General features: G+C 70.4%; 14 protein-coding genes. 5 read left to right on the top strand and 9 right to left on the bottom strand.

All coding sequences use genetic code 11. The features are described from left to right. Window positions 1-30: 30 nt before the first annotated feature. Window positions 31-2,037 carry a glycosyltransferase family 39 protein gene (locus AB0I15_RS07895; protein ID WP_358091632.1) on the bottom strand — a complete coding sequence of 669 codons (2,007 nt, stop codon included), beginning with the start codon at window positions 2,035-2,037 and terminating at the stop codon, window positions 31-33. A 177-nt stretch (window positions 2,038-2,214) separates the two neighbouring features. On the opposite strand from AB0I15_RS07895, the gene AB0I15_RS07900 reads away from it, so the two are divergent. The 4 genes from AB0I15_RS07900 (at window position 2,215) to AB0I15_RS07915 (ending at window position 7,930) form a co-directional block, all read left to right on the top strand. Then, a complete protein-coding gene (locus tag AB0I15_RS07900) occupies window positions 2,215-3,708 on the top strand; it encodes a hypothetical protein (protein WP_358091634.1) in 1,494 nt (497 codons plus the stop codon). 144 nt (window positions 3,709-3,852) lie between these two features. Beyond that, window positions 3,853-5,490, top strand: a complete 1,638-nt coding sequence (locus tag AB0I15_RS07905; RefSeq protein WP_358091636.1) for an LCP family protein — start codon at window positions 3,853-3,855, stop codon at window positions 5,488-5,490. 173 nt (window positions 5,491-5,663) lie between these two features. Further along, entirely contained in the window at window positions 5,664-6,911 is a 1,248-nt protein-coding gene (locus tag AB0I15_RS07910; RefSeq protein ID WP_358091638.1) for an acyltransferase family protein, read from the top strand. Window positions 6,912-6,967: 56 nt separating this feature from the next. After that, the gene (locus AB0I15_RS07915) at window positions 6,968-7,930 is read left to right on the top strand and encodes a glycosyltransferase (protein ID WP_358091640.1); all 963 of its coding nucleotides are present in this window, start codon (window positions 6,968-6,970) and stop codon (window positions 7,928-7,930) included. On the opposite strand, the gene AB0I15_RS07920 is transcribed toward AB0I15_RS07915, so the two are convergent. Both AB0I15_RS07920 and AB0I15_RS07925 read right to left on the bottom strand, forming a co-directional pair. Then, window positions 7,927-8,838, bottom strand: coding sequence for a hypothetical protein (locus AB0I15_RS07920; protein ID WP_358091642.1), 912 nt, complete (start codon window positions 8,836-8,838; stop codon window positions 7,927-7,929). The two genes, AB0I15_RS07915 and AB0I15_RS07920, sit on opposite strands and share 4 nt — an antisense overlap. Beyond that, a complete protein-coding gene (locus tag AB0I15_RS07925; protein ID WP_358092186.1) occupies window positions 8,831-9,292 on the bottom strand; it encodes an RNA polymerase sigma factor in 462 nt (153 codons plus the stop codon). The genes AB0I15_RS07920 and AB0I15_RS07925 overlap by 8 nt, the downstream gene beginning before the upstream one ends. Before the next feature lie 90 nt (window positions 9,293-9,382). Here AB0I15_RS07925 and AB0I15_RS07930 point away from each other — a divergent pair, with 90 nt between their 5' ends. Beyond that, entirely contained in the window at window positions 9,383-10,096 is a 714-nt protein-coding gene (locus AB0I15_RS07930) for an acetoacetate decarboxylase family protein (RefSeq protein WP_358091644.1), read from the top strand. Between the two features lie 18 nt (window positions 10,097-10,114). Here the strand turns inward: AB0I15_RS07930 and AB0I15_RS07935 are convergent, their stop codons facing one another. From AB0I15_RS07935 to AB0I15_RS07960, 6 genes are all read right to left on the bottom strand, one after another. Further along, window positions 10,115-10,999, bottom strand: a complete 885-nt coding sequence (locus AB0I15_RS07935) for a glycosyltransferase (protein WP_358091646.1) — start codon at window positions 10,997-10,999, stop codon at window positions 10,115-10,117. 183 nt (window positions 11,000-11,182) lie between these two features. Next, window positions 11,183-11,950 carry a CDP-alcohol phosphatidyltransferase family protein gene (locus AB0I15_RS07940; protein ID WP_358091648.1) on the bottom strand — a complete coding sequence of 256 codons (768 nt, stop codon included), beginning with the start codon at window positions 11,948-11,950 and terminating at the stop codon, window positions 11,183-11,185. Then, on the bottom strand, window positions 11,928-12,968 hold the full coding sequence (locus AB0I15_RS07945; RefSeq protein ID WP_358092188.1) for an iron-containing alcohol dehydrogenase family protein: 1,041 nt from the start codon (window positions 12,966-12,968) through the stop codon (window positions 11,928-11,930). Before AB0I15_RS07945 ends, AB0I15_RS07940 begins: the two co-directional genes overlap by 23 nt. 28 nt (window positions 12,969-12,996) lie before the next feature. After that, window positions 12,997-13,731, bottom strand: coding sequence for a phosphocholine cytidylyltransferase family protein (locus AB0I15_RS07950; protein WP_358091650.1), 735 nt, complete (start codon window positions 13,729-13,731; stop codon window positions 12,997-12,999). Window positions 13,732-13,834: 103 nt separating this feature from the next. Then, window positions 13,835-14,443: a DUF5941 domain-containing protein gene (locus tag AB0I15_RS07955; RefSeq protein WP_358091652.1), complete on the bottom strand. Its 609-nt coding sequence runs from the start codon at window positions 14,441-14,443 to the stop codon at window positions 13,835-13,837. 11 nt (window positions 14,444-14,454) lie between these two features. Further along, window positions 14,455-15,870: a CDP-alcohol phosphatidyltransferase family protein gene (locus tag AB0I15_RS07960; protein ID WP_358091654.1), complete on the bottom strand. Its 1,416-nt coding sequence runs from the start codon at window positions 15,868-15,870 to the stop codon at window positions 14,455-14,457. Window positions 15,871-15,893 lie beyond the last annotated feature (23 nt).

Consider the following 15,893-nt stretch of genomic DNA (forward strand, 5'->3'; position numbering starts at 1 on the left):
GAGTCCACATCGCTTCATGTTCGAAGATCATTACGGGCCGGGAATCGCCATCCACACGTTCATCCGCAGCGTCCACGTGCCGTTGGGAGCCTCGGTGAGCGAACGCTCGTCCTGGCGCGCGACCAGCGCCATGACCTGCGACGGAGAGCCGTACGGGGCCACCTGGGCGGCCTCGGCGGCCAGCACGACGGGGACGCGGCCCGCGGCGCGCACCCGCTCGGCCAGACGGCGCACCTCCGGTTCGGACGCGACGTCGGACTCGCCCGGACGGGCCACCTGCGCCGCCGGGCGGTCGCACATGCCGCGTACGACCTGGGTGAAGCGGTCGCCGGTGACCCGCTCGACGATCAGCACCGAGGCGTCGGGAGGCAGCTTGGCGCACATCGCCTCGACCGCCGCCGCCTCGCCCCGCTCGATCGGCGTGAACGCGGTGCCGATCGAGGTGATGGCCGGGGGCACGAGCACGAGCAGCACGACGACCGCGTTCCCCCACAGCCGCGAGCGCGGGCCGTGCCGGTCGAACGCCGCCCCCAGCCGGGCCAGGGCGTAGGTCGCGATGAGGATCAGCCCCGGGATCACGACGGGGACCAGGCGGCGGGCGGCCCACGGGTGGTCGGGGGTGATCTCGGGCCGCAGCAGCGTCGTGACGGTCGTCCAGCCCACGATCGCCAGGGGCAGCAGCCACTCGAACGGCGCGCCCTTGAGCAGCAGTTTGCGGACGAGCACGGCGGCGGCGATCGTGGCCAGCACGACGACGGGGACGCCGACGTACCAGGTCACCCAGTGCAGGGAGTCCTCGAAGTAGAGCCGGGTGCCGTCCACGGGCAGGCCGTTGGCGCGCTGGATCTGCTCGATCATCTGGAACGTGCGCCGGTCGTCGGCGTTCTGGGGCAGGCGGGTCACCGTCTGCAGCCAGGGGCGGACGTACAGGGCCGTCATGACCAGCACGACCAGCCCGCCGGCCGCCGTGGGCAGCCATCCGGGAAGCCGCAGGCGGGCGAGGGCCGGGGCCGCGACCGCGCCGATCAGGATGAGGACGAGCACGGCGGCGCCGATGAGCAGCAGCGGCTCGACCGAGCCGGACAGATAGGACAGATAAGGACGAGCCAGCAGGTACGCCGCGAGCATCCCGATCCCGCCCCCGGCCAGCAGCCCCACCAGCAGCGGCGGCCCCACGGCCCCCTCCGGCCTCCTGAAGCGCCGCAGGGCGACCAGCAACCCCGCGAACGCCAGCACCGGCAGCACGTCGCGCAGCCCGTCGATCCTGACCAGCACGGCCAGCCCGAACACCAGCCCCGCGAGCAGCCCCCGGCCCCACCCCGGCCTGGCCAGCGCGTCGTACGCCAGCGACATCCCGCCGAACAGCAGGATCAGGGACGGGATCTCGCTGAACGTCGTGCGCGAGGTGTAGAGGATCGGCAGGCTCACCGCGAGCGCCACCGCCGCCACCACCGCCCACCGCGCCCCGGCCAGCCGCACCACCACCCCGGCCAGCGTGAGCACGGCCAGCGCGCCCAGCAGGGCCGGGATCACGAAGGGCGCGCCGAGCCAGTCGCCGATCGCGAACAACATCGGCGGGCCGGGCATGAACTGCGGCACCACCGACCCGTCCACGTCGTAGAAGCCGACACTCTTGAAGATCAGTGAGGGGTCGGCGCCGCCGAACGCCTCGGCCCGGACGGGGATGGGCAGCGAGCCGTGGCCGGCGATCCAGGCCGCGTACTGCGCGTAGGTGGCCGGGTCACGCCTGACGGCGATCTGCTCGCTGTGCATGATCGCGTTGACCACGCCCGAGACCGCCGCCACCGCCACGACCCCGGCGACCTGCCGCCCGGTGGCCTCGACCGCCTTGCCCAGGCCACGTGTGCCGGCCCAGCCCAGCGCCGCGGCGGCGGACAGGCCGAGCAGCGCGGCGGGCAGGGGGGCGTACCGGCCGAGCAGCAGCAGCGGCAGCCCCGCGAGCAGCCAGCCCGCCACGGCCAGGGCGGGGAGCACGGAGAGCGCGGCGAGCACCCGGCCGGATCGATCGAGTTCCATCGGTGAGCGAGCGTATCCAACCCCCGCCGTCAGAACGCACACCCATGCCTCCCGGCCACTCCGCCGCCTCTGTGCGGTCGCTGTGCAGTCGCTGTGCAGTCGCCGTGCAGTCGCTGTGTCGTCGCCGTGTCGCCGCCGTGTCACGGAGTCCGCGCGAGGGCGGGTAGCGTACGCGACGTGCCGGAGAAGCAGGAGGGTGTGCGGGTGATGGAGGAGGCTCGCACAGAGGCCGGTCGCGGCCGGCGCCGCCTGCCGCGAGACCCGCTGAGCTGGGCGCGGCGGCACAAGTGGTTCCTCGTGGTCCTCGGGCTCGGCACGGTGCTGCGCGCCCTGGCGATGCTCGGCTACCGCCCGGCCCTGTGGTTCCCCGACTCCTACACCTACATCGTCACGGTCTTCAGACCGCGCCCCGACCTGGTGCGCCCGGCGGGCTACTCGCTGTTCCTCAAGCTGCTGGAGCCGCTGCACGCGTTCGGCGCGGTCACGGTGGCCCAGCACCTGCTCGGCCTGGCCACCGGGGTGCTGATCTACCGGGCCGCGCGCCGGGCGCCGAAGTGGGCGGCGACGCTGGCCACCGTGCCCGTGCTGCTGGACGCGTACCAGGTCGAGCTGGAGCACCTGCTGGTCTCCGACACGCTGTTCATGTTCCTGGTGGCCGCCGCCGTGGCGCTGTGCACGACGCAGCGGCCCGCCACGGTCGCGGCGATCGGGCTGCTGCTGGCGGCCGCCACGCTGACCAGAACGATCGGCCAACCGCTCATCGTGGTGCTGGCGGCCTGGTTCGTGCTGCGCCGGCGGTTCAGGCTGACCGCGGTGCTGCTCGCCGCCGCACTGGTGCCGGTGATCGCGTACGGGGCCTGGTTCTACGCCTCCTACCAGCGCGTCGGCCTGGTAGGCGCGAACGGCGCCTTCCTGTACGCCCGCACGATGTCGTTCGCCGACTGCGCCAGGATGAACCCGCCGGACGACCTCAAGGTCCTGTGCGACCCGCGCCCGCCCGAGCGGCGCCCGCCCTCCCAGGAGTACATCTGGGCCAAGGACTCCCCCTTGGTCCTGCTGCCCGGGATCACGTTCACGAAGGAGAACGACGACCTCGCGGCCAGGTTCGCGACGCTGGCGATCACCACGCAGCCGCTCGACTACGCCGCCTCGGTGCTCGACGAGCTGGCGCGCACGTTCCGGTGGGACCGGCCGATCTATCCCGACGCCGAGATCTACGGCTATTACCAGTTTCCGGTGACCGAGCCCGGACCACCTGGGCGCTATCCCGCGCAGGTCGGCGCCGAGTATGCCAAGCTCTACGAGCAGGGTGCGATCGGCACGGAGATCGTCGAGCCTTACGCCGGATGGCTGCGGGCCTACCAGAGCATGGCGCGGATGCCCGGCCTGGTGCTCCTGGGGCTCCTCCTCGTGCCCCCGGTGGCGGCGATCGTCCGCAGGCGTGCGGGAGTGCGTCTCTCGGGACCTCCGGCCTGGCTGGTGCCCTGGTCAGTGGCCGTCGTGCTGCTGATCACACCGGCCGCGGCCGCCGAGTTCGACTACCGGTACGTATTGCCGGCCGTACCCCTGGCCTGTTTGGCGGCGGCCCAGTGCATCAGGCCTGACAAGCTCCAACGGTCCGGCAGCAGGAAAGAGTTTGGCGATGATATTCCACCCAATGTCCGGCTCTGAGTATGCTGTGCCGCGGAAACATCACGCCCGGGTCACGGTCGTTAACCGCGATCACGGCCCGAGCCACGCCGAACGTGACCTAGTCTCGTGGCGCGGCGCGACCAAGCCAGCGCGTCAGGCGCGAGGAGTGAGGCTAGCGGACGTATGACCGACTACAGGAGCGGGCCGGTAGTCAGCTACAGGGAGACCCCCACCCAGCCGGGCAGCAGGATGGCGCGCCGGGCGGCCGCCGCCGCGGCCCCGCCACCGCCTCCGCCCGGCGACCGGCCCCCGCACGGCCACCGCTCCGGCGGCTCGGGCGGCGGGCAGGCCAAGATGCGGGTGCTCGCCTGGGTCAGCATCGGCCTGACGGCGGTGATGGTGGCGGGCTCGCTGACCGCGTACACGCTGTATCGGGACGCCTTCGGCAACATCAAGGAGAAGAGCGTCAAGGACGACATCATCAACCCGCGTCCTCCGGAGACGGGCGCGCTCAACGTGCTGCTCGTCGGGTCCGACACCCGCGCCGGCCAGGGCAACGCCAGGTACGGCCAGCAACTGGCCCGGCAGGCCGACGCGGGCGGCAAGCGCACCGACACGATCATCCTGATGCACATCTCGCCCAACCGGGACAAGGCCCGCCTGATCAGCTTCCCACGTGACTCGATGGTGCAGATCCCGCGGTGCAAGAACGAGGCCACCAAACAGGAGATGCCGCCCCGCCGCGACATGATCAACTCAGCGTACAACTCGGGCGGCATCGCGTGCACGATGTCCACGATCGAGACCCTCACCGGCATCCGCGTCAACCACTTCGTCGAGGTGGACTTCAGCGGCTTCAAGAACATCGTGGACGCGCTCGGCGGCATCGAGATCTGCCTGAAGTCCGGCGTCAACGACAAGGCCTCCAAACTGGTCCTGCCGCCCGGCAAGAGCCTGCTCAACGGCGAGAAGGCCCTGGGCTACGTGCGCCTGCGCAAATACGGCGACGGCAGCGACATCCAGCGCATCAAGCGCCAGCAGATCTTCCTGAGCAAGGTCGTCTCCAAGGCCACCAGCAGCGAGCTGCTCACCGACGTGGGGCGGCTCAGAGACTTCATCGCCGCCGCGGCCGGCTCGGTCACCATGGACCCCGAGCTCGCCAACGACACCGAGCAGCTCATCCAGATCGCGACGAGCGCTAGGGAGATGACCGCCGGCGGGGTCAAGTTCACCACGGTGCCGTGGGGCCCCGACCCCGCCGACGCGAACCGCGTGGTCTGGAAGGAGCCGGACGCCACCGAGCTGTTCACCTCGATCAAGACCGACACCGAGGTCACGGTCTCGACGCCGACGGCCAGCGCGAGCGCCAAGCCGAAGGTGGCCCTGAAGCCGGAGCAGGTCAAGGTCCAGGTCCTCAACGGCACCAAGACCGTGGGCAAGGCCCGCGAGGTCGCCGACGAGCTGGCCAAGCAGGGCTTCAACGTCGTCGGGGTGGGCAACTACGAGGCCCCTGACGGCGCCAGCATGGCGAAGAGCGAGGTCCACTACGCCAAGACCATCGAGTCGGCGCCCGACCACGCCGACGCGCTGGCCGTGGCGGTCCTGCCGAAGCCGACCGCGGCGGCGGGCAAGGTCGCGGCGACCAACGCGCAGCCGTACACGTCCACGCTCACCGCCACGGCGGGAGCCGCGACGAAGGGCACTCCGGTGATGCAGCTCGTCGTCGGCGAGGACTTCGAGTCGGTCAAGGTGACCAAGCTTCCCGACAGCGTCAACAACAGTACGATCACCGCTTCCGAGCAGAAGAACGTGTGCACCTGAGGCTCCAAGTTCCCTGTGTAACCGGGCTTCTGGGCCGTCACGGGGGACAGGACCCATGAGGGCGGGATAGTCTGTTCCGGGTCGGCGACGCAGCGCGACACGGAGTCGCAAGGCCCCGTTGCTCGTATTGCCGTCGTGTTCCCCGGCCCCGAGCGAAGCTGAGCGACTCCCCTGTGTCTGACACCAGATCTTCACCTCCGGTCACGACCCCGCGGAGCCCTGACGAAGACGGGCCCGCCAACACGGGGGCCCGCTGGCCGCTGCCGGAGGAGACCTTCTGGAGCGAGGCCACCGATCCGCACGGGGTCGCCCCCGGCGAGCGGACCGAGCCTCAGGGCGACGTCGCCCAGAGCCCGGCCAAGGCCGAGGCGCCCGCCGAAGGGCGTCAGGAGCAGCCGGAGCCGCAGCCCAAGCCCGAGCCGGGCAAGCGCAAGCGCGATCCGTTCCTCGACAACGTCAAGTTCGTCCTGATCGCGCTCGTGGTGGTCGGCCACTCGCTGGTGCCGACGCTCTCGGCCGACTCCTCCAGGGCGCTCTACATCTTCATCTACGTCTTCCACATGCCGCTGTTCGTGCTGATCAGCGGCTACCTGTCCAGGAACTTCTGGAACTCCAACGCGAAGACCAACAAGCTGGTCGACACGTTCCTGGTCCCCTACGTGATCGTCGAGGTCGGCTACGCCGCGCTCCGCTTCTCGCTGGGACAGAAGTGGAGCCTGACGATCATCGATCCGGCCTGGCTCAACTGGTATCTGCTGGCGCTGCTGTTCTGGCGGCTGTCCACACCGGTGTGGAAGCGGATGAAATATCCGGTCCCGGTGGCCATCGCGATCTACCTGTTCGCCGGGTTCTCCCAGATCGAGGGCGACTTCAGCATGGACCGCTTCTTCGGTCTCATGCCGTTCTTCGTGATCGGCCTGGTCATGCAGCCCGAGCACTTCGAGATGCTCAACCGGCGCTGGATCAAGATCGTCTCGGTGTTCACGATCCTCGGCGCGGCGGCGGTGGCGATCTACATCGCGCCGATGGCGAAGCTGGGCCCGTTCTACTACAAGAACAGCTTCCAGGACCTCAACCAGTCCTGGTACATGGGGCTCGGCCTGCGCGCCGGGCTGCTGGTCTGCGCGCTCGCCATGTGCTTCGCCGTGCTGGCGCTGGTGCCCAGGGGCGAGACCTGGTACTCCGATCTCGGCACCCGCACGCTCTACTGCTACCTGCTGCACGGCATCCCGGTCCTGATCGCCAAGGAGATGGGCTGGCTGGAGCTCCCGTGGCTCCACGGGCCGCTCGGCGTGCTGGCGATCGCCTCGAGCTGCTTCGCCCTGGCGATCGTGCTGTGCCTCCCGGAGACCCGCACGATCTTCAAGTGGGTCCTGGAGCCTCGTCTGGTCTGGCTCTATCGCCGCCCCTCACGAAGTTAAGCGGCCGTTCCACCCGCATTAACGCCTTTGACCTGGTAGGCGCGGAGCATCAACACATGCGCGCATGTGTCGCCACCACCGTCCATCATCCCGAGGACGCCCGGATCATGCACCGGCAGATCCGGGCGCTGCTCGACGCGGGCCACGAGGTGACCTACGTCGCGCCGTTCACCTATTTCAACGTGACTCCGATCATGGGGCTCACCGCGGTCGACGTGGCCCGCCACGCCTCCCTCGGCCGGGCACGCGCCGCGCTCAGGCGCGGCGTGCGGGGCGCGGACCTGCTGATCGTGCACGACCACCGGCTGCTGCGGGCGCTGCCCTACCGGCGCCCTCCGGTCGTCTGGGACGTACGCGAGCAGGTCACCCCCCGCAGGCTCGCCCGTGCCGGGCGGCGTCACCAGGTGGTCACGCCCGCCGTGGTCCCGGAAGCGACCCTGGTGTCGTCCAGCCCGCCTCCTCCCGGCGACACCAGGGTCGTCCACATCGGCCGCCTGTCCGCCGAACGCGGCGTGACCGAGCTGATCGGCCTGGCCGAGCGCCTGGTCCCGCACGGCATCCGGCTGGACCTGGTCGGCGCCGCGGCCCGGGACGTACGTCCGCTGTTGCGCGACGCGCAGCGGGTGGGCCTGCTCGACTGGTTCGGGTACGTCCCCAACCGGCACGCCCTGCGCATGGCCGAGGGCGCGCTGGCCGGCCTGTCCCTGGCCGACGACACGGTCAGGACACTGCCCACGAAGATCATGGACTACATGGGCCGCGGGCTGCCCGTGATCACGACCCCGCAGGGCGCCTCGCTGGTCGAGGGAGCCGGGTGCGGGGTCGTGGTGCCACTCGACGTGGACGCGGTGCTGAACGCCGTACTGGATCTGAAGGAGAACCCGGCGCGGCGGGCGAAGCTGGGCGCGCTGGGCTACGCGGAGGCGCGCCTGCGTCACCACTGGCCGGACCACGCCGAGTCCTTCGTGCGCCGCGCCGAGTCGTGGGCGGGTGTCACCAGGCACGCGCTGGCCGTCTAGGGGCGGTCGAGGTCGAAGGCGACGTCGGCCAGCCGGACCGTGCGCACGCGCGGGTCCTCGATGAGCGTGCGCAACTCCTCGATCGTCTGGAGCTGGTCCACGTAGGCGTAGGCGAGGCCGTCGCCGGCGGCCTTGCGCAACCGGGCCAGCGAGAGGTCGAAGCTGCGCAGGTTGGCGTCGTCGTGGTCACGGAGCAGGGAGACCCAGGAGCGGAAGTTCGCCAGGCCGACGCCGCAGCCGTCCTTGCCCTCGTTGAACGCGCCGCGATCCCACGTGATCTCGCCCCAGGTGATCGGCACCGAGCCCGTCCTGCGCTCGTAGACCACCTTGTCCGCGCACGTCTTGTACTGCTCGAGGAAGCCCTTGAGCTCGGGCTCCTTGAGCGGTGCGGCGAACTCCACCACCGCCAACGCCATGAGCCTGTCGGGGAGCCTGGCCAGCACCTTGCGGACCTCCTCCTTCTGGGCCAGTGTGCCACCGACGGAGTAGAGCGAGATCGAGAGCCGGGTGTTGGCGGTGTTGCCCAGGGGCAGGTGGCCCACGCGGCCGAAGAAGCTCTGGCTGATCGTGAAGGTGTCGTGGCTTGAGGACCGCTCGGCGGCCGGCTCGACAGGGATCGCGGAGACCTTGAAGGACATCGACAGCGGCGTGGTCTCGCAGCACTCGCCGGTGGCCACCGTGTAGCCCGGGTTGTAGAGCTTGAAGGCCGTGCCCAGCACGTCCATCATGCGCCGCTCCCGGCCGCCGCGCTCCTGGACGAGCGTCGAGCCGACCGTGGCCACCAGTACCAGCGTCAGCAGCACCGCCAGCACGTACGAGGTCGTCCTGAGGAGCCCCCGGCGGACGGCCCGCCTGGCCAGCTTCGGGTCGAAGTCCGGCATGTCCATCTCGGGAAAGTCATCACTCATGGGGCACTCCGTAAACGTCGGCGAAGGCGGCTCTGGCCCGCCACACTGCGGTCTTGATCGAGGCGTGCTTCCTGCCGGTCATCGCGGCGACCTCCACGAGCGAGAAGCCCTCGAAATAGACCAGTTCGAGCAGCCTGCGGTGCTGCTCGGGCAGCCGGTCGAGGGCGTCGCGCACGCCGAGGGCGTCCACGTGCAGCGGGGGCGCTCCGAGCTCGTCGGGCTCGGGCAGGGGCAGGTCGCGGCGGGCACGGCGCACGTGGTCGATGAGCACGTTGCGCGCGATCGTGAGCAGCCAGGCGGCCGGATTCTCGCCGCGCCAGCCCAGCAGGGCCCTGGTCGCCTTGACGAACGTCTCCTGGGCCAGGTCCTCCGCGAGGTGGGGATCGCGGGTCCGGCGCAGGAGGAACCCGCACACGAGCGCCCAATGCTCGCGATACAGCTCCTCGATGATGATGCCCTCCGCGGTCTTTGGATTGTCACATCACACCTAGACGGCACCGGGGCGGGAATGGTCACACGGCTTGCCGGTTGATGTACTTGGCCTATGGCATCGCATCTGATCCAGGGCCGGACGGTGAGCATGCCTGTACGGGTGCGGGACGCTGAGATCTGCAGCGCCTTCTACCCGGTGCGTGCCGACGCCGCCAGGGCGGTGATCGCGTACTCCGGCCTCGACGTGGCCGAGGTCCTGCCCGGCAAGGCGGTCTGCGTGCTGCTGTTCGTGGACTACCGTGACGGGGACCTCGACACCTATCACGAGTTCGGCATGGCCTTCCTGGTCCGCCCTCCGGGCGCCACCGGCTCCACGGGGCCGGCCGACCTGCGGCAGGCCGGGGTGTTCGTGCACTGGCTGCCGGTCGACCGGTCGTTCACGCTGGAGGCCGGGCGGACGTTGTGGGGGTTTCCCAAGGAGCTGGCGGACATCGAGCTGCGGCTGACGTCACCGTACAAGAGGTGCATCCTGCGCAAGGACGGGCGGCTCGTGCTCGACCTGCTGATCAAACCGGGCCTGCCCACGCTGGGCGCCACGGCCATGGCGCCGCTCGACGCCTACACGCACCGGGACGGCGTCACGCGGCGCGTCCCGTGGTCCGTGCGCGCCCGCGGCACCAGGATCCGGCCGAGCGGGGCGCTGATCCGCCTGGGCAACCACCCCATCGCCAAGGAGCTGAGCGAGCTGGGGCTGCCCAAGCGGGCCATGTTCAGCACGACCGTCTCGCGCGCCGCCATGACCTTCGGCGAGGCGTGGGAGGCCTGATGCCAGGACCTCCCCGCCTCAGACGATCGGGGGGCGGCCGAGCTTGACCATGCGCCAGGCCGTGCGCCAGGCCATGGGGCGGCGCTCGCCCGCCGGGGTGCGCAGGCCCTCGAAGAAGCCGGCGAACCAGGCCTTGAGCGGCTTGCCGGAGGCGCGCTCGCGGATCACGGTGAGCACGACCCAATTGGTCAGGTAGAGGAACGCCAGCGCCCACGGCAGGTTACGCCGGGCCAGCCAGACCCGGTTGCGGGCATTGAGACGGTAGAACTCGGTGTGTCTGGTCGGCGGCACCTGCGGGTGGTACATCACCGTCTCGGCGTCGTATTCGATCCGGTAGCCCTCCCCCAGCAGCCGCCAGGCCAGGTCGGTCTCCTCGTGCGCGTAGAAGAAGCGCTCGGGCAGGCCGCCCACCTGGAGGAAGGCCGAACGCCTGATCGCCGAGGCGCCACCGAGGAACGTGGTGACCGGCGAGGAGCGCTGCGGGTCGCCGGCGCGCAGGCGCGGGACGTGGCGCCGCTGGCCGATGCCGCCGTCGGGGTCCATCACGCGGAAGGAGATCACCGCGAGGTCCGGCTCGGTGGCGAAGCGGTCGCGTACGTGCGCCACGACCTTCTGGCTGGCGTACCAGCCGTCGTCGTCGAGGAACAGCACGACGTCTCCCGAGCACTCCTCGACGCCGCGATTGCGGCCGGCGGGGATGCCCGTGTTCTGATCGAGCCGGATCGATTTCACGACCGCGGCCGACCCCTCGGGTGGCGTCGCCGACACCTCGGGCACGTCGGCGCCATTGCCTACGATCACCACCTCGACGTCGCCGTCGATCTGGTTGAGCGCGGACTCGACCGCCCGGTTCAGCTCCGCGACCCGGTTGCCCATGGTGAGGATGACGCACGAGATCTTCAACGAATCACAATCCTGACGCGTTGAGAACACGAGCGGAGCATTCTTTCATGATCACCGAGTCTGCTAATTCGCATATTGATATGAGTGAAGCCAAGCGTATCGGAACCGGGAGTGAACCCCCACCGAACGGCGGACGTCCGATCTATACGACGGACGAGAAGCCCAACCGGTTCCGACATGAGATCACGCCAGCCGTCTCGACGCGAGAATACTGACCAAATGCAGGACGACCTGTAGGCAAGCCGCGACGACGCAGGCGTAGAGCAGCACCCGCGTGGCCGTGAGGTCACCCAGCGCCAGGTCGATCACCGCGGTCGCCAGCGCGAGCAGCGACAGCTCGATCGGCTGCACGATCCGGTGGAACTTCGTGGCCCCCAGGATCCGCCTGCCCAGCCCCAGCAGCCCCGAGCGGAACTGCCCCACGGACGCCTCGGTGGCGGCCGTCAGACCGCCCTTGGCCCGCGCGACGTCCACGAGGTCGGTCTCGGCCTTGATGAGGATCGCGCCGAGCGCGCCGGCGAAGCCCAGCACCGTGTGCCAGTCGGGCAGGACCTCGGACGCGCGCCAGCCCAGCCCGGCCAGCACCGCGGCCTCGGCGAAGTAGGCGCCGACCCGGTCGAGGTAGACGCCGGTCAGCGAGGTCTTGCCGGTCCAGCGGGCCAGCTCGCCGTCGGAGCAGTCGAGCAGCAGATAGACCTGGATGAGCAGGGCGGCGACCACCGCGGCCCACAACCCCGGCAGGGCCAGCACGACCCCGGCCAGGATCCCGGCCACGGTCATGATCCAGGTGAGCTGGTTGGGCGTGACCGGCGTCTTGGTCATCAGCCAGGTGACGTAGATGGACAGCCGGCGCATGTAGAGCACGCCCGCCCAGTGCTCGCCGTTCCTGCGCTCGAGGTGGCCGGCGGGCTGGGCGACCCGCCGGAGCTCAGCTACCGAAGGAGCGGACATAGTCCCCCACCCGATCGCGGATCTCGGAGTCCTGCATGCGCAGGTGCTCCAGGATCGTGTAACGGCCGGGACGGGTGGCCGGGGCCAGCGCGACGACCTCGGCGAACTGCTCGGCGGTCAGCCCGATGTCGCCGGGGACGACGGGCAGCTCGTGGCGGCGCAGGCAGCCGACCACCTGCTTGACCCGGGCCTCGTCCTCTCTGAGGAAGAAGCAGAAGGCGGCACCGATCCCGGCGAGCTCGCCGTGGTTGGAGGTGCCGGGGAAGAGCTGATCCACGGCATGAAGGATCTCATGGTCTCCACCGCTCGCGGGCCGGGATGAACCCGCCACGACCATCGACATGCCCGACAGGATCAGCGATTCGGCCAGAACGGTCAGGAACGCGTCGGACTCGATGGAGTCGGTGCGGCCGATGAGCGCCTCGGCGGCGGTGCGGGACATCGAGCAGGCGAGCCCGTCGATGGGCTCGCCGCGCTCGACGTTGCCGAGCTGCCAGTCCTCGATCGCCGACAGGTTGCTGACCACGTCGCCCACGCCCGCCCTGACCAGCGACTGCGGCGCGTTGTGCACGAAGTCGAGGTCGACCAGGATGGCCAGCGGCATCGGCACCCCGAACGTGCCCTTGCCGCCCTCGTAGAGGAGGGAGGCGGTGGGCGAGCAGATGCCGTCGTGGGACAGGTTGGTGGCCACCGCGACCATGGGGATGCCCGCGAGCGACGCGGCGTATTTCGTCGCGTCGATCGTCTTGCCGCCACCGACGCCCACCACGACCTCGTAGGCGCCCTTGCGCAGGTCGGCGCCGAGCGAGACGGCCGCGTCGACCGACCCGTCGGCCACTCTGAACACCTCCGCCTCGCCCAGCGTGGGGGCGATCAGGCTCTCGATGTGGTCGCCCTGGCCGGGACCGACGGCCACGGCGACCCGCCCTGAGGTCGCCACGCGGCTGTCGGCCAGCAGAGCGCCGAGCTGCGCCACCGCACCCCGCCTGACCTCCATGGTCAGGGGAGCCGGCAGCATCCTCGCTAGAAGCGGCATCCGCGCCCCCTCAGTAGCGAACGGCTATGGTGCGAGCCTTCGCCAGGTCGTCGTGGTTGTCCACCTCGACCCAGTCGACCTCGCCGATGGGCGCGGCGTGGATGACCTCGCCGCGCGCGACCATCTCCTGATAGCCGTCCTCGTAGTAGAGCTGCGGGTCGCGCTCGAACGTGGCCTTGAGCGCGTCGGCCAGCCGCTCGGCCGCGCCCGGCCTGATGAGGGTGGCGCCGATGTACTCGCCGTAGGCCTCGGCCGGGTCCATCAGCTTGGTGATGCGCCGCAGGGAGCCGTCGGGCGAGAGCGTGACCTTCATCTCCTCCTCGGCCAGCTTCTTCACGTTGTCGACGGCCAGCAGGATGTCGCTGGTCTCGGGGGCGGACAGCAGCGTCTTCTCGACCGAGACCGGGTGCACGGTGTCGCCGTTGACCAGCAGCGCGCCCTGGGCGAAGTAGTCGCGCGCGCACCACAGGGAGTAGGCGTTGTTCCACTCCTCGGCCTTGTCGTTGTGCACGAGGGTGAGCTTGACGCCGTGCCGCCGCTCCAGGGCGTCCTTACGCTCGTGTACGGCCTGCGCCGCGTACCCGACGACGACCACGACCTCTCGCAGGTCCACCTCGGCGAGGTTCCTCAGCGAGATGTCCATGATCGTGGTTTCGCCGTCGACCGGCACGAGCGCCTTGGGCAGCGTGTCGGTGTACGGCCGCAGGCGTCGTCCGGCCCCAGCGGCCAGAACCATTCCCAGCAACGTGCACTCCTCAGTCGAGCAAGTTTCGGCGATGGGCGGTCGAACACGCCCACCGTAAGCCCAAAGAGTATTCGTCTTTGGGCCGGGCGCGGGCAATCCGGCGTTAGTCTTGCGTTCCCGTATCGGCTGCTTCCAGCCCAGATCGGGGCGCGGCCAACCAGCAGGTCAGACTCTCCCAGAGGAACAGCCCCCACAGGTAGAGCGCGAGCAGCACGTAACCGCCGGTCACCCAGCCCGACAGCGCCGCCAGCGAGACCACCATCATCCGCCCGTCCCAGCCGAGCCCGAGCGTGGCCAGCCACGGGGGCGGGTAGACGTGCTGCCGCAACCGGTAGACCAGATCGTAATGATGGAAGCCCAGCGCGCCGAGCAGCAGGAAGATCACGAGAGGGTGCATCTGGTGGGCGAACCCGCACGCCGCGATGAAGGTGTACTCGATGAGGCGCAGGATCGGCGGCACCAGCCAGTCGACCCGGCCGTCGTGCGGATGCGTGCTGCCCGGCCCCGCCAGCAGCAGCGTCACGGCCGGCGCGAACACCGCCAGCCCGTCGGCCCCGGCCACGCCGATCAGCAGGAGCACGCCGGTGACGAACGTGCCGGCCAGCACCGGCGGCAGCGGCGGGAGCTGCCCGGCCACGAGCAGGCCCATGGCGCGCGAGAGCGGCCCGTCGTCGCGGTAGGCCACGACGGTGCTGCTCGGGACGGGGGTCATGTGGACCGAAATCACCTTGCCGACCTCGCGATCCGTCCGGTGAGCTGATAGAGGGCCGCCACGCCGCCCCAGCAGAGCAGGGCCAGGAACGTCACCCGCGCGTTCCAGCCGGCGGCGGTGACGGCGATCAGCGCCGTGCGCTCGCCGATGGGCAGCACGATCATCTTCTTCAGCCAGCGCGCGAGCGTGTCACGCTCGAGCCGCTGGGCCAGGGAGAGCATGCCGTGATCGCGGCGGGCGTCGTGCGACTCCAGCAGGGAACGGACGGGGCTGCCCCACATGGCCCCGACGCGGGAGGCGTCGGCGACGGCGCCCGCGTACGAGTAGTCGATGGCGTGCCGCACGACCTGGAGCACCGTCGCGGCCGCCGCGAGATACCAGATCTCGGTGCCGCCGAAGCCGATGGCCAGCCCGATGTAGACGAGGTATTCCTTCAGCCGGTCGGACATGCCGTCGGCCCAGGCGCCGAGCGGCGAGAACGTGCGGGTGTAGCGGGCGACCTGCCCGTCGAGGCAGTCGAGCGCGAACGACAGGTAGAGCAGCGCGGCCCCGCCCAGCCGCCCGCCCTGGGTGCCGGCCGAGAACCAGACGGCCGACAGCAGCGCCAGCCCCACCGAGATCCCGGTGACCGTGTTGGGGGTGAGCTTGAGCCGGACGGCCGGTTTGATCAGGTGGCGCGACCAGCTCGACACGAAGAAGGTGGCGAAGAAGCCGTCGTCCTCCTTGACGGAGGTGTCGAGCTTGACGCGCTCCTCGTCCACCTCGGCCAGCTTGATCACGGCGTTGTCGGCGGCGAGCTGGCCGGTCACCCGGTCGGCGTGCAGCGGCCCGATGCCGGCGGCCCGCACCGCCACACCGGATCTGACCAGCCCGACGAGCAGCAGGTCCACCGCCTCGACGGGGGTGACGGGGCCGAGCTTGCCGGTCTCGGCCAGCTCGGCCAGCTCATCCGCGACGTCGGCCAGCGAGGCCAGGTCGGCCTCACCGGCCTGCAGCACGCCTCTGAACGTGGCGTTCGCCTCGGGGACGACGTGGAAGGAGCTGCCGGCGGCGACGATCCTGCCGCCTTCGACGCGTACGGGGGGCCGCAGCGGCGCGGCGGCCACGTCGTACGAGACCAGCGCGCCGGTGTCGTGCGCCGGGTGTTCCAGCAGCAGCGCGAGAGCCTCCGTGTGGGCCACGAGGTCGGCCGGGAGCACGGCCACGGCGCCCGAGGAGGTACGCGCGATCTTGGCGACGCCGCGCAGGTCGGCCCCGAGGCCGCCGCCCGGGGTCACCACCTGGACGTCGCGGACGGGCAGCACGGCGAGCTGGTCGCCGATCCGGTCGAGCAGGGTGCCGTCGCCGCTGGAGAGCCTGCAGGCTGGAGTCGTGGCGAGCAGCACGACCGACGTGGTCGTGCTTTCGCGGGTCAGTGAGTCGGGCAAAGCGCAGGTCTCCTCCCGGTCGG

Source organism: Nonomuraea sp. NPDC050643 (assembly GCF_040654715.1).
Classification (GTDB): domain Bacteria; phylum Actinomycetota; class Actinomycetes; order Streptosporangiales; family Streptosporangiaceae; genus Nonomuraea.